The 20,558-nt window shown below is 56.8% G+C and carries 21 protein-coding genes; 13 read left to right on the forward strand and 8 right to left on the reverse strand.

The genetic code is table 11. The features are described 5' to 3' along the window. Nucleotides 1–202 precede the first annotated feature (202 nt). A complete protein-coding gene (locus RX328_RS17335) occupies nucleotides 203–487 on the reverse strand; it encodes a hypothetical protein (protein ID WP_213255371.1) in 285 nt (94 codons plus the stop codon). A 32-nt stretch (nucleotides 488–519) separates the two neighbouring features. Next, the gene (locus tag RX328_RS17340; protein ID WP_213255369.1) at nucleotides 520–744 is read right to left on the reverse strand and encodes a hypothetical protein; all 225 of its coding nucleotides are present in this window, start codon (nucleotides 742–744) and stop codon (nucleotides 520–522) included. 699 nt (nucleotides 745–1,443) lie between these two features. Here RX328_RS17340 and RX328_RS17345 point away from each other — a divergent pair. Both RX328_RS17345 and RX328_RS17350 read left to right on the forward strand, forming a co-directional pair. Then, on the forward strand, nucleotides 1,444–1,638 hold the full coding sequence (locus RX328_RS17345) for a hypothetical protein (protein ID WP_213255367.1): 195 nt from the start codon (nucleotides 1,444–1,446) through the stop codon (nucleotides 1,636–1,638). A gap of 34 nt (nucleotides 1,639–1,672) precedes the next feature. Continuing rightward, nucleotides 1,673–1,963, forward strand: coding sequence for a hypothetical protein (locus tag RX328_RS17350; RefSeq protein ID WP_213255365.1), 291 nt, complete (start codon nucleotides 1,673–1,675; stop codon nucleotides 1,961–1,963). Nucleotides 1,964–2,096: 133 nt separating this feature from the next. Here RX328_RS17350 and rfbA read toward each other — a convergent pair whose 3' ends face one another. From rfbA to rfbC, 4 genes are read right to left on the reverse strand one after another with little or no spacing between them, the layout of a single operon-like run. Further along, entirely contained in the window at nucleotides 2,097–2,963 is an 867-nt protein-coding gene (gene rfbA, locus RX328_RS17355) for a glucose-1-phosphate thymidylyltransferase RfbA (RefSeq protein ID WP_213255363.1), read from the reverse strand. A gap of 15 nt (nucleotides 2,964–2,978) precedes the next feature. Further along, complete coding sequence (gene rfbD / locus RX328_RS17360) at nucleotides 2,979–3,872, reverse strand: dTDP-4-dehydrorhamnose reductase (RefSeq protein WP_213255361.1); 894 nt, start codon at nucleotides 3,870–3,872, stop codon at nucleotides 2,979–2,981. Between the two features lie 16 nt (nucleotides 3,873–3,888). Continuing rightward, nucleotides 3,889–4,929, reverse strand: coding sequence for a dTDP-glucose 4,6-dehydratase (rfbB, locus tag RX328_RS17365; protein WP_213255359.1), 1,041 nt, complete (start codon nucleotides 4,927–4,929; stop codon nucleotides 3,889–3,891). Next, on the reverse strand, nucleotides 4,926–5,504 hold the full coding sequence (gene rfbC, locus RX328_RS17370; protein WP_213255357.1) for a dTDP-4-dehydrorhamnose 3,5-epimerase: 579 nt from the start codon (nucleotides 5,502–5,504) through the stop codon (nucleotides 4,926–4,928). Before rfbC ends, rfbB begins: the two co-directional genes overlap by 4 nt. Nucleotides 5,505–6,037: 533 nt before the next feature. Here rfbC and RX328_RS17375 point away from each other — a divergent pair. Further along, entirely contained in the window at nucleotides 6,038–6,421 is a 384-nt protein-coding gene (locus tag RX328_RS17375; protein WP_409410891.1) for an H-NS family nucleoid-associated regulatory protein, read from the forward strand. Between the two features lie 173 nt (nucleotides 6,422–6,594). Here RX328_RS17375 and RX328_RS17380 read toward each other — a convergent pair whose 3' ends face one another. After that, nucleotides 6,595–6,861 (reverse strand): hypothetical protein, encoded by a 267-nt coding sequence (locus RX328_RS17380; protein ID WP_213255353.1) that lies wholly within the window; start codon nucleotides 6,859–6,861, stop codon nucleotides 6,595–6,597. A gap of 163 nt (nucleotides 6,862–7,024) precedes the next feature. On the opposite strand from RX328_RS17380, the gene RX328_RS17385 reads away from it, so the two are divergent. The 5 genes from RX328_RS17385 (at nucleotide 7,025) to RX328_RS17405 (ending at nucleotide 14,868) form a co-directional block, all read left to right on the forward strand. Next, nucleotides 7,025–8,488 (forward strand): undecaprenyl-phosphate glucose phosphotransferase, encoded by a 1,464-nt coding sequence (locus RX328_RS17385; RefSeq protein WP_249727056.1) that lies wholly within the window; start codon nucleotides 7,025–7,027, stop codon nucleotides 8,486–8,488. Between the two features lie 1,392 nt (nucleotides 8,489–9,880). Further along, nucleotides 9,881–10,225, forward strand: coding sequence for a hypothetical protein (locus RX328_RS17390; protein WP_213255351.1), 345 nt, complete (start codon nucleotides 9,881–9,883; stop codon nucleotides 10,223–10,225). Nucleotides 10,226–10,587: 362 nt separating this feature from the next. After that, on the forward strand, nucleotides 10,588–10,950 hold the full coding sequence (locus RX328_RS17395) for an H-NS family nucleoid-associated regulatory protein (RefSeq protein ID WP_213255349.1): 363 nt from the start codon (nucleotides 10,588–10,590) through the stop codon (nucleotides 10,948–10,950). A 1,222-nt stretch (nucleotides 10,951–12,172) separates the two neighbouring features. Continuing rightward, nucleotides 12,173–14,440, forward strand: coding sequence for a type II secretion system secretin GspD (gene gspD, locus RX328_RS17400; RefSeq protein ID WP_213255347.1), 2,268 nt, complete (start codon nucleotides 12,173–12,175; stop codon nucleotides 14,438–14,440). Nucleotides 14,441–14,475: 35 nt separating this feature from the next. Beyond that, nucleotides 14,476–14,868 carry a hypothetical protein gene (locus RX328_RS17405; RefSeq protein WP_213255345.1) on the forward strand — a complete coding sequence of 131 codons (393 nt, stop codon included), beginning with the start codon at nucleotides 14,476–14,478 and terminating at the stop codon, nucleotides 14,866–14,868. 26 nt (nucleotides 14,869–14,894) lie between these two features. On the opposite strand, the gene RX328_RS17410 is transcribed toward RX328_RS17405, so the two are convergent. Next, nucleotides 14,895–15,824, reverse strand: coding sequence for a hypothetical protein (locus tag RX328_RS17410; protein ID WP_213255343.1), 930 nt, complete (start codon nucleotides 15,822–15,824; stop codon nucleotides 14,895–14,897). Nucleotides 15,825–15,962: 138 nt separating this feature from the next. On the opposite strand from RX328_RS17410, the gene RX328_RS17415 reads away from it, so the two are divergent. The 5 genes from RX328_RS17415 to RX328_RS17435 are packed head-to-tail and all read left to right on the forward strand — an operon-like array spanning nucleotide 15,963 to nucleotide 20,547. Then, entirely contained in the window at nucleotides 15,963–17,735 is a 1,773-nt protein-coding gene (locus tag RX328_RS17415) for a GspE/PulE family protein (protein ID WP_213255341.1), read from the forward strand. Between the two features lie 13 nt (nucleotides 17,736–17,748). After that, a complete protein-coding gene (locus RX328_RS17420) occupies nucleotides 17,749–19,014 on the forward strand; it encodes a type II secretion system F family protein (RefSeq protein WP_213255339.1) in 1,266 nt (421 codons plus the stop codon). Continuing rightward, nucleotides 19,011–19,451: a GspH/FimT family pseudopilin gene (locus RX328_RS17425; RefSeq protein WP_213255383.1), complete on the forward strand. Its 441-nt coding sequence runs from the start codon at nucleotides 19,011–19,013 to the stop codon at nucleotides 19,449–19,451. Before RX328_RS17420 ends, RX328_RS17425 begins: the two co-directional genes overlap by 4 nt. Nucleotides 19,452–19,480: 29 nt before the next feature. Next, nucleotides 19,481–19,906 (forward strand): type II secretion system protein J, encoded by a 426-nt coding sequence (locus RX328_RS17430; protein WP_213255337.1) that lies wholly within the window; start codon nucleotides 19,481–19,483, stop codon nucleotides 19,904–19,906. Continuing rightward, complete coding sequence (locus tag RX328_RS17435) at nucleotides 19,903–20,547, forward strand: prepilin-type N-terminal cleavage/methylation domain-containing protein (protein ID WP_213255335.1); 645 nt, start codon at nucleotides 19,903–19,905, stop codon at nucleotides 20,545–20,547. The genes RX328_RS17430 and RX328_RS17435 overlap by 4 nt, the downstream gene beginning before the upstream one ends. Nucleotides 20,548–20,558 lie beyond the last annotated feature (11 nt).

Here is a 20,558-nt window from a genome sequence, read left to right on the forward strand (position 1 = left end):
CGGGAAGCGAACTCCAAAACCGGGGTGGAGGAAGTTGATGAAATCTTCCCGTTCGAGCAATGAGGTGAGGACCGTGGTTGGCGACCGTAGCTTTCAAACCAATCTCCGAAAAATGGCGGCAATCTGTACGTTCAGACCGCCGTTAGGAGGAGGGTGCCTCCGCCTCGGGATTTTTAGATGTGCGACCAGGCGCCTCCGGCGACTACGTTCCGGGGAGTCTTTCCATGGAGGCCTGAAGCTCTTGCACCGACCGATCGGAGAGTCCGATTGCTTTACATTGGTCAATCAATACGTCCTCGAGTTCTTTATCGCTCATCCGCGCAAAAGCTGCAGACGCGCCGATTTCGTGCTTCTGGATCAGCAATCCGGCTATGTGAGCTGCCGTCTTTAGCCCGTTTATCGCTGCGTCCAAATTGGATTTGAACACTCCTAGGTGATTGCCCTTGCGGTCGTAGACAGGTAGCCCTCGGGTCGAAAGATCGATCACATGCTTTAGTCGAACAATGATCCATTCTTCGGTTAGCCCAGCGCGTGTATCCCTATCTCCCTAGCCTTGGCTTCTTTTGCGGCACGCTCTCCAACGATTTCCTCGACACGAGCCTCAATTGCAGGACTTCTGCAAAGCCTATTTGCGTTCGCCGGTTTATAGATGTAGCCGCCCGCTCGATAGGGATCGGCCTGACTCTTGCCTGCAGCTAAAGCTTGGGCGACGATCTCATACTTAGGCTTGGATAGTGCTGGCATGCGGTGCGCTCGAACGTCATTACACATCAATCTTTATTACAAAGATATCCAAAGCGCAAAATCGAGAGGGAGAGGTAAGTGGACTTGTGGCCTCGCCAGTCTAACGATGGCGTGTCCTGGCGATTCAAATTCCACTGAAGTAGAACGACTTCATAGTGTTCGGTGATTAACCCCCGTGCAGGCTCTTCCATTCCTTATTCCTTATTCAAGCTCAGACTCAAAGCCTCGCCCTTTCCCCCCAAGGTCTGAGCCATCGCCCTTACCGCAGCTGCTGACCAAGCAGAGTCCGCCTGTAGACAGACCGGAGGCCAACCCTGCCGTGTCAGGCTAGTTCCCAAGAAGGTGTCAGGCAGCGTCGGTTGGGAGCGCAAAAAAGCGCGTTATTGCAAGCATCCGAGCGCTTACGCTCATGCCTTGGTTTAAGGGTGGCACACGGCTGCTCCGCCGAGCGGCGCTGCGGCAAACGAAAATACCGTCGTGCTAAATGGGGTAATAAAGCGCTGTACCCGAGGATTTGTCTCGAACGTTCGACAATGGCTTTTGTCCGACCTGTGACGAGGGTGCGCACCCACCATCAAATAACGGAAAGAACTCATACGTCCCCTTCGGCGCATTAAAGGGGGCCATAGCTCGTGGAGCGAGAGTTGACGAAACCAATGTGGAATGCTGCAATGCAAACTTGTTAAGTGCGAGCGTGTTATGGGCGAGATCGTAGAGCGTATTTTGAGAACGTCAGGGCGCAGCGATTTGGACGCGCAATCGCGGGCCAAGATCGTGCGTTATCTTGAAACGCTGAAATCTGCAGGGAACAACGACAAACAACAATTGGCTACCTTTGGCCTCGCTTATCTCGAACAGCTCCTTAATCCCGACCCTCGATACACCGGCTGCTAAACTAGGTGAGCACCGCCGGCAGGATTCCAACTGCTTGAAAGTTGTAGTCGTTCATCCAGCAACTCTCTTTGGCGGCTGGGATGATGCGAGGGTCGCGCGCGACGCCATCGAGTTCAACCAGATGGGCAAATCGTTTGATCTCTTCGCGCTTTGTGCGGCTGCGGGGAGCAGCTCTCTCATTTCGTTTGCAATCTCAGCTTTCCAGCCTCGTCTACGTCGCAAGCAGGGACGCCGCTCGAGGTCATTTCTCCTTGCAAGCGCAGCGGATTGCGGTCTGGGGCTTAAAGGAATTGTCGGGCTCTTACTGGCCAGTCTGGCAACGTGACGGCTCAACTCAACCAAGTACTTTGTTTGAGGTGACACCTAATGTCACAACCGGAGGCTGCAGATTGAGCCTATTCCGGCCCGGCGCGCGTAGCTCCCAACACGGCAAGCAAAACGCTAATAAGGTTGGCTAATTAGGTTCGAGCCAAAGCTTGGACATACTCCGCGTACCCGCCTTTGCCTAACGCATCGCCTATTTTTTCAAGCTGATTGCGGTCAATGAACCCCTGGTTGAATGCGATTTCTTCGGGGCATGCGATGCGCAGGCCTTGTCTTTTTTCGAGCGTCGCGACAAAGTTGCTGGCGGCAAGGAGGCTGTCGGGCGTTCCGGTGTCAAGCCAAGCGAATCCGCGTCCCATGTGCTCCACCGAGAGAAGCCCTTGCTCCAGGTAAACCTTGTTGACGTCGGTAATTTCAAGCTCACCTCGAGCTGAGGGACGAAGGTTCGCTGCGATGTCGACCACCTGCGAATCGTAAAAGTAGAGGCCGGTGACAGCAAAGTCAGACTTGGGTGTCTTCGGCTTTTCCTCAATCGAAGTTGCGCGTCCGGACTGGTCAAATCCAACCACGCCGTATCGTTCGGGATCGGCAACACGATAGGCGAATACGGTCGCTCCGAAGCTGCGGGCGGTCGCTTTCGCGAGCAATTCGGGCAGACCGGCTCCGAAGAAGATATTATCGCCGAGAACAAGCGCGGACGGGCTACCCTCGACAAATGTTGCGCCGATGATGAAGGCTTGAGCTAATCCCTCGGGCTTTGGTTGCTCGGCGTACGAGAATGCCATTCCCAGTTGTTCGCCCGTACCTAAAAGCGCTTGAAACCGCGGTAGATCCTGCGGTGTCGAGATAATCAGTATGTCGCGAATGCCAGCCATCATGAGCGTCGAGAGCGGGTAGTAGATCATCGGTTTGTCATAAATCGGCAGCAGTTGCTTCGATGTCACCGACGTCATGGGGTATAGGCGAGTACCGCTCCCGCCGGCTAAAATAATGCCCTTCACGTTGCGCTCCAGTACCTAATGATTGGCGCCAAGGAGGCGATCCATACAGTTGTCGAGAGACCGTTCTAACGGCGGCATGTGGAAATCAAAGACGGTCGCCAGCCTTTCGCAACCGAGCCGCGAATTGGCCGGCCGAGCCGCCGCCGTCGGATAGTCTGCGGTTGAAATGGCGTCCACGGGTACGAAACGACCGCCTCTTTTCTGTTTACCTTGCATAATCAGACGCGCAAAACCGCACCATGTGATTTCATCAGGTCCGGCGAGATGGGTAACACCGGCAAGTTGTTGCTGCCAGCCAATAGATTCGATTTTGCGCGAAATCGCGATAATGGCGTTCGCAATGTCCGGTGCAAAGGTTGGACATCCTATCTGATCATCCACCACGGTAAGTCTGTCACGAACATCAGAGAGGCGTAACATTGTCCGAACAAAATTATTTCCGAACGGCGCATATATCCATGATGTGCGGAGAATGACATGCCGGTGGTTGGCTCTCGCCACTTCGTGCTCCCCTGCAAGCTTAGAGCGTCCATAAACGCTGTTCGGCGCCACGGCATCGGTCTCGACGTAAGGGCTTTGTTTTTTGCCATCGAAGACATAATCCGTCGATAAATGGATAATCGGAATGCCCAGCTTGGCGGCCGTCGCTGCAACAATGCCTGCACCGTCGCGGTTTACTGCGAAGGCAAGATCGGGTTCGGATTCCGCACGGTCAACTGCAGTATAAGCAGCTGGATTGATCACCACATCTGGCGAGAACGCGAGGAGGGCCCTCTCGACCAGGTCGCCGCGAAGAATATCGACATCGGGGCGCCCGGCGCAACCGATCACCACATCCGGGCGGTTGGTCGCCGCTTCACGCAACGAGCGTGCGACCTGTCCTTCAGTGCCAATTACGTAGACCCGCACGATCTACTCCGTGTATTCAAAGGCCAAGCCGTTCGCCATGGTAGACGTTATCACGAAGCGGTCTCCACCAGTCAGCACGCTCGAGATACCAACGGACCGTCTTTTTAATTCCGGTTTCGAAGCTATCCTGGGCGCGCCAGCCGAGGTCTGCTTCCAACTTTGATGCATCGATGGCGTAGCGCCTATCGTGACCCGGCCGATCGGTGACATATTTGATAAGACGATCGTGACGCGACCCGGACGAACGCAGCTCATCCAGGCAAGCGCAAATCTGCCTGACCACGTCGATGTTGCGCCGCTCGTTGCGACCGCCAACATTGTAGGTCTCTCCGGGAACTCCTTTTTCAAGAATCAATCCCAGTGCGCGTGCGTGGTCGTCGACGTAGAGCCAGTCTCTGATGTTGGAACCATCGCCATAGACGGGCAGAGGCTGATCATGCAGGGCATTCAGTATCGTCAATGGAATGAGTTTTTCGGGAAATTGATAGGGACCATAATTGTTAGAGCAATTCGACACGACGACCGGTAGACCGTACGTTCGGTGCCACGCTTTGGCCAGGTGGTCGGAAGCAGCCTTTGTCGCGGAATAGGGCGAGCTTGGATCGTATGGTGTCGCCTCGCTGAACAGTCCGACATCGCCGAGCGAGCCGTAGACTTCGTCTGTCGAGACATGCACGAAGCGAAATTCCTTGCGCATTGTCTCGTTGGCATCGAGATACTCGCGCGCGGCTTCGAGCAGGTTAAAAGTTCCCACAACATTAGTCTGAACGAAGACGTTCGAACCACAGATCGAGCGATCGACATGGCTCTCGGCCGCCAAATGAACAACAGCATCGGGGCGGTATTTGGAATAAATGGCCCTGATCCCTTCGCTATCGCAGATGTCGAGCTTTTCGAAGGCGTAATGCGCGCTGGATGCAACCGAAGCGAGGGACGTAAGGCTTCCAGCATAGGTTAGCTTGTCGACGACAATAACTTCATGGCCAAGGTCGGCGATGAAATGCCGGCAGACCGCCGATCCGATAAAACCCGCTCCTCCGGTGACAACAATTCTCATGGGTTAAAAATCCTAGGAACAAACTTGAAAAATGATTCCAGCTCGGAGAAGGGTGGATTGGTCCGATCTTTTTCCGCAACGATCACGTCCGTCGGCGAAATTCCCCAGTTGATCGCAAGGTCCGGATCATTCCAAGCGATGCCGCGCTCACATGCCGGATCCCAATATTCCGTCACTTTGTAAATGACCTCGCAGTGCGGTTCCAATGTGACATAGCCATGCGCGAACCCCACGGGGACCCAAAGCTGCTGCCAATTTTCTGCGGAGAGTTCCGCAGTAACATGCTGGCCATAGGTAGGCGATCCCTTGCGGATGTCGACTGCGATATCGAGAATCGCGCCGCGCGTGCATCGTACGAGCTTTCCCTGGGCGTGAGGTGCGGTTTGAAAATGCAGCCCGCGCAACACGCCACGCTGGGCGGAATAAACGTGATTATCCTGGACGAACGCCTCGGTCACGCCTGCGGCCGCCAGAATATCACTGCGACTTGTTTCCGAAAAAAAACCGCGGACGTCATGACGTTTGATAGGTTTGATCAGCAAGACATCTTCGATAGCCAAAGTCTCAATCTGCATTTTAAGGTTCCACAGAGGCAAGCCTATCCAATTCTAAACGCATTCTTCCGGGCAACAAATATTTATCAAGTGAGCGTAAGCAGTGTGATTAACGTGTCAAATGACGCGCCGGCCCCTGCTTTGTCTGGAGCGTTCGCCCAAATCTCGCCGCTCACAGGGGGCGGGGCGGTTGTCGCAACCACGACGTTCCTTGATCGCGCTCTACCATCGACATTAAGTCGTTAGCCATGTGTTTGATATCTTCCGCATTTCGGAACTCGGCGGCTATGCTTTGCTTTCCGCGGGCGGATCCAGAAAGTGTGTCCTATAAGCGAAGGCCACTTTAATCACCACGGCACCCTGAACCCCGGTGCGACCTTACCGTCATCCGCAGCTGTACCGTCCGCAACCAAGATCGGGGACGATCGCTGCAGTTCTGACGACGGTTCCGGCATCGACAGAAGCGACCGCCTTGGCGTAATTCGCGAAGATCAGTTGACGGAGATAATAAGATAATATTTCATGATTTAAATCGAATCAGAACGTTGACTGACGTGCCGATGGAAAAGTTCGTCCTTGAGCTGATGCCACTTGATGAGCTGTGGTCGCTCCATGAGCAAATCAGCATCGTTCTGTCGAAGCGGATTCTCGCGGAGAAACGGCAGCTCGATGCTCGATTGTCTCAACTCAATCGCGGACGGATCGCGGAAGCAGCGGTCTCAGTCGATCAAAATTCAAGCAACACCAATGGCAAGAGCCCGAGGCGCCCCTATCCCAGGGTTTTCCCGAAGTATCAAAATCCCGCGGTGCCGTCTGAAACCTGGTCGGGACGTGGAAAGCAGCCGCGCTGGCTGGTCTCAGCTTTGAAGGCCGGGCGCACAATTGAGGATTTCAAGATCCCGGCCAACACTGAAGTCAGCACGAGAGCCGCGCGTTGAAAGCCGGGCCAGACAAGAACAATACCCGAGCTCGCATCCAAAATCGCTGACGACGCGAATGACTGCGGCGAGTTTCCGCTTCCTTTGGTTTTCCATTGCCTGGACGAGCCGGCGACGTGTCCGGCCTTGAGCCCGCCGTCTGACAACGGCGAGCGGGAGCCTGTATCTTGGACCTAAGCCCGCCTGGAAGGCGCTGCATGAAGGCGGGAAAGAATTTGACTTAGCAGATCGCGGCTGGTCAACCCGATCATGTAGCCTCCCTGAAGGGCCACCGTCATCATAACCGTGTTCAGGAATGCCGCAGAAACGGTTTGGCCGTGCCATGCTGCCGATGCGGCGCAAGCAATCACTGCCACTAAGGTAAGCGGGATTGTTATCAGGAACTTATAATACAGGCCAGAAAAGACGCCGATTAAACAGGCAGCGAACAGAGCTTCCATTTACGCCTCTTGATGGTGCGTCATCGCCCGTAAATTGTTGCGCTGCGATGCGAAGAAGTCTAATCTGGCAACTATTAACGAAAGGTTATTTTGGCGCTTGGTTCGGCTCGCTAATCGTGCTTCCTGGCGCATTGGCGGTCGTGCCTAGCCGCGGAAGTCATAAATGTCGATTGGATCTGAAGTCAGTAAACGTGAGCAGAGCGGAGACGCGTCTTTGGCGGTCACCCCCATGACGTTTCCATGCGAGGCGGTCCCCTACCTGCTCTCGACAATGGATGCGTTGGTCATTTTGCTTGCCAGCCTATTTGGCGGCTTCGTTTATCACTGGGCGTTGGAAGCGCCGATCCCCGACCTCTACGCCTATTTCGCTTTGGGCCTGATCGCGAGTTTTGTTCAAATTATTAAATTGAGTGGGCGCGGCTACTATGATTTCGAGAGCGCTACAAAGCCCGATGTTGAATTCATTGAAATTCTGATTTCGTGGCTCACCACCGGACTGGTGCTCGCTTTTTTCGCGTTCCTATTCAAAATAGGACAGTCGTTTTCGCGCGGATCTTTCCTGGTATTTTTGGCAGTCGCCCCGGTGGGACTGCTGGCAAACCGCAAGATCTCAAAGTTTTTTATCAAAAGAGCCGTCGCGCGAGGCGCTATCGGTCGACGCAATTCGGTCCTGCTGGGTGATCGAACAGAATTGGATTCGCTCGCGCCGCGGGATCTACTGGCTTTTTTTGGCGCCGGCGAAGTCACCCGCTTTGCTCTAAGTTCGGACAGCGACCCATCGGTCCGAAGGGTCGATGACACCAGAACGCTGGATTTGGTTGCAAATTTCGTTCGCAAGAACAATAGTTCCGAAGTGCTTCTGGCGATTCCCTGGACCGACGCAGTTCGAGTTGAACTGATCCGCGACCATATCAAGATGCTGCCCGTTTCCGCAAAACTGTTGCCCGACGCGCAAATTCGAACGTTGACCAACTACGCCTCTTCTGGTCATCAACGAGTTGTCGCGCTTGAACTGCAACGCGCGCCACTCAGCACAATTGAACGCATAGTCAAGCGCGGGCTCGATTTCTCCGCGGGCCTGCTGGCGTTGATCTTCGTTCTACCAATTATGGCGATAACAGCGCTGGCCATCAAACTGGACGGCAAGGGACCGGTTTTCTTCCTGCAGAACCGCAAGGGGTTCAACGGCCGCCAGTTCGTGATGTTCAAGTTCCGAACGATGACGGTGCAGGAAAACGGCGATGTCGTTACGCAAGCGATGCGCAACGATCCACGCGTGACCAAAATCGGCAGGTTGCTTCGCGCTTCCAGCATCGACGAATTGCCGCAGCTCGTGAATGTCTTGCGAGGAGAGATGTCGCTGATTGGGCCGCGGCCGCATGCCCTAGCCCATGACAATTATTTTGAAAGATTGCTGCAGGATTATGCGTTCCGCCATCACGTCAAACCGGGAATTACGGGGTGGGCACAAGTCAATGGGCTACGAGGCGCCACGCCATCACTCGATCAGATAGCCCGACGCGTAGAAATGGATCTCTGGTACATCAATAACTGGAGTCTTTGGCTGGACATTCAGATCCTAGTCAAGACGGTGTTCGAAGTTATGCGCAAGCGCAATGCGTTTTAGGCGGCCGCTAGCCCGTTTCCTCGCTCCGTGCAACGCGAGCTGTGCTCCGATGTTCTAAGCTTCCCACTGCAACCACTGAGTAGGCGAGGATAACCGCGAGCATCGCGCTCAACCATACTCATCAACTAGGGTACCCGAACGGACTGCAGAGTTCAGCTTCTTTAGATCCTTGTGGGGGTCGAGGGATCTTTGCGGTGGGCAGGGCCATCCCGCAGTTCATGTCGCACACCCGATGTTGCTGGAGCAAGCGCTGAACCCCGTTGCTGACCCGGGACCCTCGCGGAGGCGGGAGGAATTGAGAGGGGATTGGTCTGTGGGTGTTCGACTTCGAATCGCCCGACGTTGAAGCGTCGGATTGCCGACCACACCTGACGAACATTATCAGGGTGCGGGCGCGGTCGCGTCAGTTTATCGACATGAACGCATTACTGGCGAAGGCAGATGGCGCAATGAGGGAAGAGCCTACCAGCGCCGCACCTCGGCGGCCGATGCGCCGATCGCCTGCAGCTACTGGCGGCCACCAATACTCGCCGGATCCGCCGGGCACTCGCTGCCCAGGTCGGCAGAGTGCTGGGCAACGATATGGTGAAGCGATTGGGATGTTTGGAATGTGCTCGCCTGTGGAAGAGGAGCCGATCGCCTGATCTCGACCGCACCCCAAGCAGCGGCTCAAGTATCGCGCCGCCGCCGATAGCCCTTTGAGGGAGCGGCAACCGCTTTTTCCCAGGTTGCCCTGCTACGCAAGCCAATTGCGCAGCCTGCGGACCACAAATGCCATGTTGCACGAAGTAGTTCGAACGAACACAACCGTCCTGCCGTTTGGCCGATGCCACGGCGATGGCGTTCGGGTCGCTACTCTCCTCCGATCAGATCACATACGCAAATGGTGGCTTTGGGTGGCTGGCAGACGCTTTGGACCTTCGCGCCCTGGAACGATACTTTCGCGTTAGCTGAATTCGCGCCACACGAAATTCAAATATGTCGGGCGGCACGTAGCAGTCAGCCACACGATGGGTACCGCGTCGAATTGGTAGATTGAACACTGTGCTGCTCAAGCCTGTTCCGGGACGAGGCCATCCGAAAGGCTTGTGAGTTGTCTTCTTGATCACTTGAACAGGCCCGTTCCCAAGCAAGCACGTTATCACGCCAACGCGCCTGGCGACCAATACATCATGATCCTAGACATTGGCCCGAATGCATTCATCAACAGCGTCGTTCCTGTGTGACGGAATACGAATGATCAACGGTGCTTGGCTTGTACTCTCCTCGGCAAAAAGCAACCTTATTGAGACTTGGCTTTGATGATAGGGTTTACTTCCAACGCTAAGTCGATTCTTAAAACATGACCGGCTGTCAATACCCGGTCTTTGCCCGTGGACAAGGAGACGCGATATGGCGCGAGCTTTTCAGGTTCGTTCCGCAAAGCGGGATGAACAGACCGACCGAGAGCGGCTTGGATCAATTTCCAAGGTTATCGAGTCTGCGGTTGTTTCGGTCCGAAAAGAAAAAGAGGCTTTGCGGGCGCGAGTTGATGCAGCACGCGACCTTGCCTCGTTCTCTGTTGGGACCGATTACGACGAGTACCTGACACGCGACAGCAAGGACACCGCCAGAATAAAGGAATACGAAAGGGAGATGTTGGCTGGCGAGCAACGAATTGAAGAGTTACAGCGGCAACTTGGGGGGCTGGAGGCTTTGCAGGAAGTCTTCTCTAGGTTCTTTTCTGCGCTAAGATAGCGACCGAGATCAGACTTTGAGGAGAACATTGCACGAGCCGCGCTCGGATGGGTGTTTAGTGACGTTTGCATGACGGGCGGACCGGTCTGCCGAACTTTTGCCACCACAATTGGGCAGGATGCACCTGATTCCCCTCTCATCCTCTAGATCTGGGCGGCGGGAATGGCCGGCAATTTAGCCGGCCATATAAAACCTGATTCGGGGGCCGTGTTCCTGACTCGGAAAGACGCATAAAATCAAAGGCTTATCGCCACACTGATTGTGGCATTTAATTTTTGTAATATACTAGAAAACTTTTGAAAGGACATTTATGTAACTGTCAACGCGTGTACATGAGCGCTGCACCGGAGCGATGAGCGGCAATGAGCAAGAAGTTGGATTTGGACGCAATGTCCGTGGATGAGTTGTGGAACTTGCACGAGAAGATCGGTCAGCTCCTCTCGATCCGCTTGACATCTGAGAAGCGGGCGCTTGAGAAGCGTCTTGCGCAGCTGCAGCGCGAGAATGTCTCGCACCCATCGACCGAAGCGCCTCGCGAGCGGCGAAAGTATCCGCGCGTTTATCCAAAGTATCGCAATCCGAATGAGCCCTCGGAAACCTGGTCAGGTCGCGGCAAACAACCGCGCTGGCTGACCGCGGCTCTCAAGACCGGCCATAAGATCGAGGAATTCGCGATTGCCAACGCTGAAAGCCAGAAGCAAAACGCACGCCAGCAGCGTGTTTGACCGATCGCCGATCGCTAGGCCCCTTTGACCGGGATCGATTTCTGGAGATTCCTGATGAAACCCCTTTTGAGCGCGATGCTGTTTCTTATGCTCATTGGGACAGCGATGGCCGGCCCGGCGCTGGCTAATGGAAAGCTGCGGCTGGCGGATGCCGCCACCGACGCCTGTTTTGCCAATTGTGTCAGCCAAGCCGAGTCCTGCAAGCGTATCTGTCCGACTACACTGCGCACGCCATGTGTAAGTGCCTGTGACAGTCAGGCACAAACGTGCAGGCAGAGTTGTCGGAGGTAGATTTGTCAGCTGGCCCCCGTATTCACCAATACGTATTTTGTGTTTTTGTAGCGCGTGCCTGGCCGCCTCAGCCAGCAAATAAGGGGTTCAGGGTAAAGCGCATTCAGCGAACTCGGATGATGTGAGTTCGGACGCCGCGGAGATCCCTGCTCATCGACATCTAATGACAGTTCTCCTTTAGAGACCTGTCCGTTGTGCGCTTGGACCTATGACCTCAAAGTAAAGTCGAGCAGCTCTCATGATAGCTGACGGACCGCGAGCGGTCCTATAAATCCTGCCATTCTCCTGTTCTTTTTCAGCGGCGTCTAGGATCTCGGACTTTTGGATGCGAGGCGGCGCGGAGCTGGTCGGGGTTGTGAAGCCGATCGTGATACTCATGGTGCGGTCATCGACTTTTGCCAGGATGCGAAAGCGGCTGCCAGTCGGTGAGTTGATCCGGCGCGAGGTCCAGTGGTCGTTGGGGGCGCCATCTGAACCATCATCGGCGCGCTGGTTCAGGCTCTCATCCCGATGAAGCTAATAGCTTCTTGTGGTTGATCGGGTGGTCTTTTCGCTTAGCAGAGAATGCAGGCGAAGGTTGCCGAAACGGCCCAGGCGACCGGCCTTCATGCGCTGACGAACAGGCGTCATCCACCCGCGTCGTCTTTTCGCGAAACCGGGATCGGCGCTGCTGCGCATAAATTGGCTTGAGCGAAGCGAGGGAGCGCCCGGGGGCAGCTCCCATAATAATCAAATAATCGAGCCGGCCCGTTTTAATCGACCTCGTGACGCACTGGCTGTCGAAAACCCGTTTCCGTGTCTCGATGGCGCCGATTTCCCTATGATCTACAAGGGAGGATCCAACGAGCTGTTTAGGTTCCATTAACCACGATGATTTACCGATTATTTACGCGCGAGTATTCCGCCGCGCAGTTTGTTGGAGCCTTCACTCGTGCCGGTCGCTTGGACGCTTGCGACGAGGTTTGCCGCCTGCCTGCTGGCGGTTCTTGCCGTTTCCGGATGCAGCACTCCGGCCGCAATTGGTCCGACCGTCAACGCCCAACCCAGACTTGCGGGCCAACCGGCTTCGCTCGAGACCTTTGCCTATGATCCAGCACCGACGGGGGCCGTTGCACTGCCTTCGCCTTCATCCCAAGCCGTAGCGACGACGGAACCCGGCGATGGCCAGATGATCGGGGCTGCCTCGCGCCGCCAAGCGGGCAGCAGTTCGGCTGCCAACGTCGTACTCAACCTGTCGAGCGTACCACTCCAGCAAGCTGCAAAGAGCGTACTTGGTGACATGATAGGGGTTAACTACGTAATCGATCCTCGGGTCGATGGCGTGATCTCAGTTCAGACCACCCAGCCAGTGAACAAGGCTGATGCTCTCGAGCTTTTCCAAGCGGCGTTAGCGCCGATTGGCGCCGTCCTAGTGCAGAGCCGCGGCATGTACCGGATTGTACCGGCAGACCAGGCCGCGACAGGGGTGGTTTCGACCGGACAGGGGCCGACCGCCGGCACTGTCGGCGGCAGCGGTATCCGCATCGTCTCCTTGAAATTTGTTTCGGCGACCGAGGTTGCTCGCGTTCTTGAACCGATGGTGCCGAAGGGGGCGATCGTTCAGGCCGATGATGCGCGCAACATTTTGGCACTGAAGGGATCACCGGCTGAAATCGACAGCATGCTCGATTCGATCTCCATCTTCGACGTTGACGTCATGCGCGGCATGTCATTCGCGGTCGTGCCGGTTAAGACCTCGCAGCCGGAAAAGATGGTCGAGGAGCTTAAGGCAGTTTTTGCTTCTGATAAGGAAGGGCCCCTGAAAGGGCGGGTCAGGTTCATCGCAAACACCCGGCTGGGGGCAATTCTTGTCGTGACATCGCAACCGAGCTATTTGCCGCGCGCCCAGAGCTGGATAAGGCGGCTTGATGCAAAGGCGATCGGCACCGAGCGCCAACTGCATGTCTATCAAGTACAAAATCGTCCGGTCGCTGAACTTGCGACGGTCCTGCAGTCGATGTTTTCCAACGAGATGAAGGTCGTACGTCCAACGAGAAGCGTTTCGCCCCGCGCGATGTCGGTCGGCCTAAGAGGAAGTTCGGCGAGGTTGCCGGGCCCTGGTGGCGCAATGTCAGACCAGGATCCGGCCTTGCAAGGCAATTTTGCGCGCGGTAGCGGCCCCGGCGCCGATTTGCAGAGTCTTTCGCGTGCCTTGAACAACAATGATCCCGACGCGATTGCGAGCGACCCGATGGAAAGCTCGCCTACATCCACAGCTTCTGCTGGCGAGCCGCCGCTTAAAATCGTCGCCGACGAAACCAAGAACTCGCTTTTGATTATGGCAAATGATCGGGATTATCAGCGCGTGCTGCGCGTGATCCAGGGGCTGGACGTTGTGGCAAGCCAAGTTCTGATCGAGGCGGTGATTGCCGAAGTCACCCTGAATGACAAGCTGCAGTATGGCGTACAATGGCAGCTTGCAAAGGGTGGAACACCAACGGCCTCGTTCAGCAACGCGCTTACCGGCGGCGTGGCCGCGGCCTTTCCGGGCTTCAATTACGCCGTTAATGCCGCCAACATGGCGGCCACATTGAGCGCGCTCAATTCGCTCACGCATGTCAACGTCATCTCAACTCCCTCGCTAATGGTGCTCGACAACAAGACAGCAAGGCTGCAGATCGGCGATCAAGTCCCCATCACGACTCAAACCGCAACCAGCACTGTCACTGCCAATACCGCAATCGTCAATTCGATTACCATGCAAGATACCGGCGTTATTCTGTCAGTGACCCCCCGCATCAACGAGAGCGGTCGTGTGCAGCTCGAGATCGAGCAGGAGGTCAGCGCAGTAGTGAAAACCACCTCTTCGGGCATTGACTCACCGACCATCCAGCAACGCCGCGTCAAGACAACTGTTGTCGTTAATGATGGCGAGGTGCTGGCATTGGGCGGCATGATTCAGGAGCAAGCCAGCAAGACCAGCAAACAGCTGCCGCTGCTCGGTGATATTCCGGGGCTGGGCGCAGCATTTTCCAATCGCAATAATGACGTTCAGAAAACCGAACTTGTTATTTTGATTACGCCCCGTGTCGTTCGCGATGGCACCGAGAGCCGGCTTGTGACTGAAGAATACCGTCGAAAGATGAATGTCTACATGCCGCATACCTCGACTCGCGCGCGAACCCCTATCAACACCGTAGCCCGGATAACTGCACAGTGAACCAGCGGGGTGCCACATCCATTGCGAGGCTTTGCATGCTGTTCAGCATGGGTTGCGCGTTGGGCGGTTGTGCAACCAATGTCTATCTCTCCGAACCGCCACCGTATGCGATACTGCCCGTCGACGAATCGATGACCTGCAACGGAATCGCGTCATCATTCCGGTTTTCAGCAAGGCGGGCGGCACGGCTCGAATACTGGCTGTCGGTGGGACCGCTGGCGGGGTACGAGACCGAACGCTTTCCGCTGGATGCTCCCAAGCAGCTGGTCGACGAGCGCAGACGACTTGATGCGCTCTCTGATCTGCAGCGCATGAAGGGGTGTACAGTGATGGAGCCGGGTCCGGCGGTCGTCGAGGAACGGACCAGGCTTGAGGGCTCGGCCGTTGGAGCACCACCACCGCCGGTTGTTCTGAAATCGCGCGGCTGACCTGCCGATCCGGCGGGTCAGGCCGACTAGCTAGCTCCGGCATCCGCCGTTCGAATGCAGCTACGCTCCGGAACTTGAGTGTTGTCGCGAGGCGCCGACGGCATCAGCGCCGTTGAGTCAATGTCGCCGTGCCGCCATTCGCGCACCACAAAGGGGCGGCCGCCTGCAGCGAGGGAAACCAGCGCCTCGCGGATGAAACGAGCACCATCGGAGGCCCTTACGTCTGCCCGGATGGTGAAACTGCCTCCGGCCACAAATCCACGCGGGGCCGACGCCGGATTTGGTTCGAGATTGAGCAACTTCCGCAGCACCGGCGAGGCTACATCCATGTCGGGTTCGGTGCGGCCTGAGCGAACTGTCACCAGGCGCAAGGCGGCGCGGAATAGGCGCGGTGAGATGCCCTCGATCTGATCAAGCTCCATGATGGTCACAAAACGCGGGTCATTTTCCGCTCCGACCTTGATCTCCTTCGGCTTGGCGACGCGTTGTTCTACGACACGCCCGGCGATCCGGGCACCCAGCGACGGGTCTGCCGTCAGCGCGGTAAAAAAACGGTTCAGGATGGCGGGCGAAGCCGTGTTGAGATCAATCTTGCCGGCCTCTGGCTCGACTGTGACTAGGACCAGTTCGCCGCCGGGCATTTTGCATCGTAATGGAAACTTAACATTCTCTTCGGCGCCCCTCGTTAAGGCGGTCAAAATTCCAAGATTAATTGCACTCTCGGCGGCGGTTTCAGCTGCGACAACGGAGGCATAGTTTGACGCGACCCGGGTACGGTACCGCGCGCCGACCATGACCACCATGGCGAGCAAAGTTATCAGTCCCAAACTCCAAATAACCGCGACCAGCGCAAAACCGTCTTGGTTAGAAGTTGCGCGATAGGGCAATAGGCCCCGCAAGCCGCCGCGGGCACCGCAGAACGACGAGGTATGTTGACCGCTGAGCCGTTTTGACACGCAGAGAAGCCTCTTGTGACGGCGCTCCGCCCCGGGTCAGATTTAAGCGGAAATTGGCAAATAAAGCGTCAAACAGCTTGTGTTAATGAAATTCCGTTAGCATTCGCTTGGGTAGCACCAAGATTGCACCGAGCGCGCATGTCATTTGAAATTGAGCAATTGCTGCGTCCCGTGGCAGCGCAGGTCTCGGCAACGGAGATTCCGGGACCAAAGGACGCCGGCTTCGCACATGCCTTTGCCGAGCTGCTCACCGCGGAGGATCTTGTCGATGGCGCTGCGATTGCTCGGGCGCGTCGGGCTGCCGAAGCAGCATCCGAACGGCTCGACCTTGTGCTGGTAAAGCTCGGGCTGATCTCTGAGAGCGATCTCTGCATTGCTTATGCAACTTATTGCAGGCTTCCCCTGGTCGGCAGCGACAATGTTCCAGATCAACCGGTGCTTGCAGATCGGTTGAAACTTCCGTTTCTAAAGGCTAACCGGCTGCTGCCGATTTCGTTTGACGGACGGCGCATACTGATCGCAACCGCAGATCCATTTGTCGATGACGCGGCCAAGGCGATCAGTTACATGCTCGAGGTTGATGTCGATCTCGCCGTGATCGCGCCGGCCGAGATCGAACGGGCCCTGCGTACGCTTTATCAAGACGCCGGCACGGAAGCCCATGTCGGGGAGGATGTGGCTTCTGTCATCGACGAGGGCAGCGAATACGATGTCGAACGTCTGCGCGATATTGCAAATGAAGCGCCCGTCATCCGGCTCGTCAATCAGATCATAGCGAGAGCGGTGGAGCGTGGTGCATCTGACGTTCATATCGAGCCAGGCCGCGACGCGGTTGCGATCCGGTATCGCATTGACGGATTCCTACAGCAGGATCGAATGGTGCCGGCCGCTCTCAGGGCCGCGCTGACGACGCGTATCAAAATCATGGCCAAGCTGGATATTGCCGAGCGACGCTTGCCCCATGATGGCCGGATCAAGACTGCGGTTCGCGGTGTCGAAATCGACATCCGCGTTTCGACCCTGCCGACGGTCTTTGGAGAAAGCATCGTGATGCGCATTCTCGACCGCACCCGCGTCGAGCTCGACTTCACCAAGCTTGGCCTCGACACCGGAACCAAAGAGAAACTAGATCGCCTGATGAAGCTTCCGAACGGAATCGTCCTGGTCACGGGGCCTACCGGTAGCGGTAAGACCACGACGCTCTATACGGCATTAAACAATCTCAATCGGCCCGAACTCAAATTGTTCACAGTAGAAGACCCCATCGAGTACCAGCTGTCGGGGATCAACCAGATCCAGGTGCAGCCGCAGATCGGCCTCGACTTTCCCAGCGCGCTACGTTCGATCCTGCGTCAGGACCCTGACATTGTGATGATCGGCGAGATTCGTGACCTTGAGACGGCGCGGATTGCGATACAGGCCGCACTGACCGGGCATCTCGTTTTCTCGACGCTGCACACCAATAGCGCGATTGCGGCGATCACGCGCCTGATCGACATCGGGCTGGAGCGGTATCTCCTTGCATCGACAGTGTCAGGCGTGATGGCGCAGCGTCTTGTTAGAAAGCTCTGCCCTGCATGCTCGCGGCCGCACTCCGTCAGCGAACGCATGCAGGGACGCCTGAAACTAGCGGCGGCGAGTGGAGCGGTCGATCTGTCGAATAGCCGCGAGCCCGTTGGCTGCGAAGCCTGTGCGGGCACCGGTTATCGCGGACGAACCACGATATCTGAACTGCTGATGGTCGATGAGGGCATTCGCGAGGCGATCGGCCGACGAAGCCATGATCAGCGCTTGATCGAAGAGCGCGCGCGGAGAAGCGGATTTCGCACGCTCTATGAAGACGGATTGATCAAGGTCGGTGCGGGTGAGACCACCCTGGAAGAGGTCCTGCGCGTTACACGCGCCTCCTGAGGAAAACCGGGCCGTGGCTACCTTCCACTATAGAGCATACACCTCGCAAGGCGTCATTACCGCGGGCACGATCGTAGCCGAGGGCAACGATGAGGCAATCGATACCCTGTACGGATCGGGCCTTACGCCATTTGAGACCTACGCCGTGCCGGATGAGCAACCCCATCGTCCGGAGCTCTCGCGCCGGATATCCCGGCAATCCGATGCTTCGATTTGGAAACGCGAAATCTTCGAATCCAACCGTTTTAGTCTGAAGGAACTCACCGCATTTACTGTCGAACTGGCGACGCTGACAACTTCAGGTCTTGCACTTGATGCCGCATTTCGGATCATTGCAGGACCGGGGGCCGCCCCGAAGATCGGCCGCCTGGCCAACGACTTGCTCAAAGATGTACTTGCCGGTGCTCAGCTGTCAGAGGCGATGGCTAGACGTCCTAAGATATTTCCGCCGGACTATCGTGCGATCCTTAGCGCTGGCGAGGCGGGCGGCGTTACTGGCCACGTCCTCAAGCAGATCGCCGATCTGCTCGCCCAGCGACTTGAACTACGCGCCAAGATTACCTCTGCACTGGTTTACCCAATCATCCTGGTTCTGATGTCGCTGGTTTCAGTGGCCGTCATCGTATTCTTCCTGATTCCCAGTATCTCGCCAATCTTCATCGATGCAGGACTTCCGCTTCCGGGCATCTTAAGTACCTTTGCAGCTATTCAGGACAACTGGCTGAGTGTTGTTCTTGCGCTGAGCATTGCTGCGGTTGCTAGTGCCTTGGTGTGTCGCAAGGCGAGACAGAATGAAGATGTTATGCTCGCCGTTGATCGGCTGACCAGCTCTGTTCCGGTGATCGGCAAATTGATACGGGCAAAAGAGGCTGGCGGCTTTGCGCGGGCCCTTGGCACGCTGCTCGGCGCACGAGTTCCGCTAATGTCCGCACTGCAAACCGCCCGTGCACTGGTGATCAACCGGCATCTGAACGCTCTCTATCAGCACGCGATTGGCCGGGTGCCGGAGGGCACCCCCTTGCATCGGGCCTTCGAGGGAACCGGACTACTGCCCGCATCCTCGTTACGTTTGATCGCAGTTGGCGAAGAGTCCGGTCAGCTCGGCACCATGTTGATACAAGTTGCCACGATCATCGAAACTGATCTGCAGCGGCATATCGAACGTATGGTCGGCCTATTGACGCCAGTCCTGACGCTTGCCGTGGGAGGCAGCATCGGTGGGCTGATCATGCATGTGATGAGCGCGGTTCTCTCGATCAATAACCTTGCATTCCAATGAAACAACGCGCGAGACCATCAGCCGGTTTTACCCTGGTCGAGTTGCTCGTGGTCATGGGGATCACAGGGCTTGTGCTGGTGGTCGTCCTTAATGCCAGGCCGAAGGTGGCAGCAACCCGCGTTGCGGTCACTGCGCGAGCCGTTGGCACAACCCTGCAATTGGCCCGGGCACAGGCAATGGCTAGCAATACCGAAACCGTGTTTCGCATCGATACCGAGAAGATGCAATTTGGCCTGCCGCGGTCCATGCATTCGCTGCCGAAGGGAATGACGGTTGCGATGACCGTTGCCGAGGCTGAGCGTGCCGCGAACGTTGGTTCAATAAGATTTTTTCCCGACGGCCAGTCATCAGGGGGCGAGATTGCGCTCATGCTCGACGGCCGGTCAGCGCACATTGCCGTGAACTGGCTGACCGGCGAACCGCTGTTGAACCGATGAGCACGACTTCATCGACGCGAGCTCGTGTCATGACCCACAGACGACGTGGCGAGCAAGGCTTTGCGCTGCTCGAAATCCTAGTCGCCTTCACGATCCTTGCACTGGGTCTGGGAGCGATCTTTGTCGGCGTTTCGACTGCGATGCGTTCCGACGCCAAAACGCAGACCAGCCGGGGCGTGTTGCGTGTGGCCCAGTCGCGCTTGGCAGCTGCAGGAGTGACCGAAGCGCTGGCGCCGGGACACCGCGAAGGGCGTATCGGAAATATCTACACCTGGCGGCAAACGGTTAGCGCCATTGAGCCAATTAGCCGAATGCGCGGCCCGGCTGGCCTCGAGCCCGCGCCACCCCCGGCCAATGGCGTGGCTGCGTTCTGGGTCGAGGTGGCGGTTCGGGCAGGGGACGGTAGTGTTGCAGGCCTTGCCGGCCTGAAACTCGCGCCGGTGGCCAAGCCATGATCATGGCCAGGCGCAACAGACGATGGGCGCTTGCTGGACGTCAGTGCCAGGGTGAGCAGGGGCTGACGCTGATCGAGCTGCTGCTGGCGCTTGCCATTCTCGCGGTGCTGACCGGTTTTCTGGCCGGGGGCTTGTCGATCGGGCGCCGGGCTTTCGAGGCCGACCGCTCCAGCGAGATCAGCGTTCAAACGGACGCGGCAATCCAGACCGTATCTTCTCTGATTGCGTCGGCCTTACCTGTACGGGCCAGCGAGGCAAACTCGAAAGCCGGAATTATGTTCGACGGGCGTCAGGACGCCCTTTTGTTCGTGGGCTTGAGCGAAGGGCGCTCGATGCGGGGCGGGCCGCACATGATCCGGCTTCGGCGAAGTGGCGCGGATATCGTGGTCGATGTGTTGGGGCCGGTTGCGAAAACCGCGATAAAGGCGGGCGGCCTAACGCCAACACGGGTCGTGGCACTCAAAGGCGTCCGCGACATTCGCTTCAGCTATTTCGGGAACGCCAATCCTGCGCGTCCCTCGCTCTGGCAGACCCAGTGGTTTGGTGCCGAGCGTCTGCCCGATCTCGTATCCATCCAAATTGAATTCGAAGATGCGCGGCGCAATGAACCCCCCAGAATAATCGCCCTTCGCCAGGGATAGTGCATCGGGCT

The organism is Bradyrhizobium sp. sBnM-33 (assembly GCF_032917945.1).
GTDB lineage: Bacteria > Pseudomonadota > Alphaproteobacteria > Rhizobiales > Xanthobacteraceae > Bradyrhizobium.

Coding starts and splice junctions, on each gene's coding strand:
- RX328_RS17345 (WP_213255367.1), top strand. CDS start 1,444: ATGGGCGAGATCGTAGAGCGTATTTTGAGAACGTCAGGGCGCAGCGAT.
- RX328_RS17390 (WP_213255351.1), top strand. CDS start 9,881: ATGGCGCGAGCTTTTCAGGTTCGTTCCGCAAAGCGGGATGAACAGACC.
- RX328_RS17405 (WP_213255345.1), top strand. CDS start 14,476: ATGCTGTTCAGCATGGGTTGCGCGTTGGGCGGTTGTGCAACCAATGTC.
- RX328_RS17340 (WP_213255369.1), bottom strand. CDS start 744: ATGCCAGCACTATCCAAGCCTAAGTATGAGATCGTCGCCCAAGCTTTA.
- rfbB (WP_213255359.1), bottom strand. CDS start 4,929: ATGAGAATTGTTGTCACCGGAGGAGCGGGTTTTATCGGATCGGCGGTC.
- RX328_RS17430 (WP_213255337.1), top strand. CDS start 19,481: ATGACCCACAGACGACGTGGCGAGCAAGGCTTTGCGCTGCTCGAAATC.
- rfbC (WP_213255357.1), bottom strand. CDS start 5,504: ATGCAGATTGAGACTTTGGCTATCGAAGATGTCTTGCTGATCAAACCT.
- RX328_RS17385 (WP_249727056.1), top strand. CDS start 7,025: ATGTCGATTGGATCTGAAGTCAGTAAACGTGAGCAGAGCGGAGACGCG.
- RX328_RS17415 (WP_213255341.1), top strand. CDS start 15,963: ATGTCATTTGAAATTGAGCAATTGCTGCGTCCCGTGGCAGCGCAGGTC.
- RX328_RS17395 (WP_213255349.1), top strand. CDS start 10,588: ATGAGCAAGAAGTTGGATTTGGACGCAATGTCCGTGGATGAGTTGTGG.
- RX328_RS17435 (WP_213255335.1), top strand. CDS start 19,903: ATGATCATGGCCAGGCGCAACAGACGATGGGCGCTTGCTGGACGTCAG.
- RX328_RS17425 (WP_213255383.1), top strand. CDS start 19,011: ATGAAACAACGCGCGAGACCATCAGCCGGTTTTACCCTGGTCGAGTTG.
- RX328_RS17380 (WP_213255353.1), bottom strand. CDS start 6,861: ATGGAAGCTCTGTTCGCTGCCTGTTTAATCGGCGTCTTTTCTGGCCTG.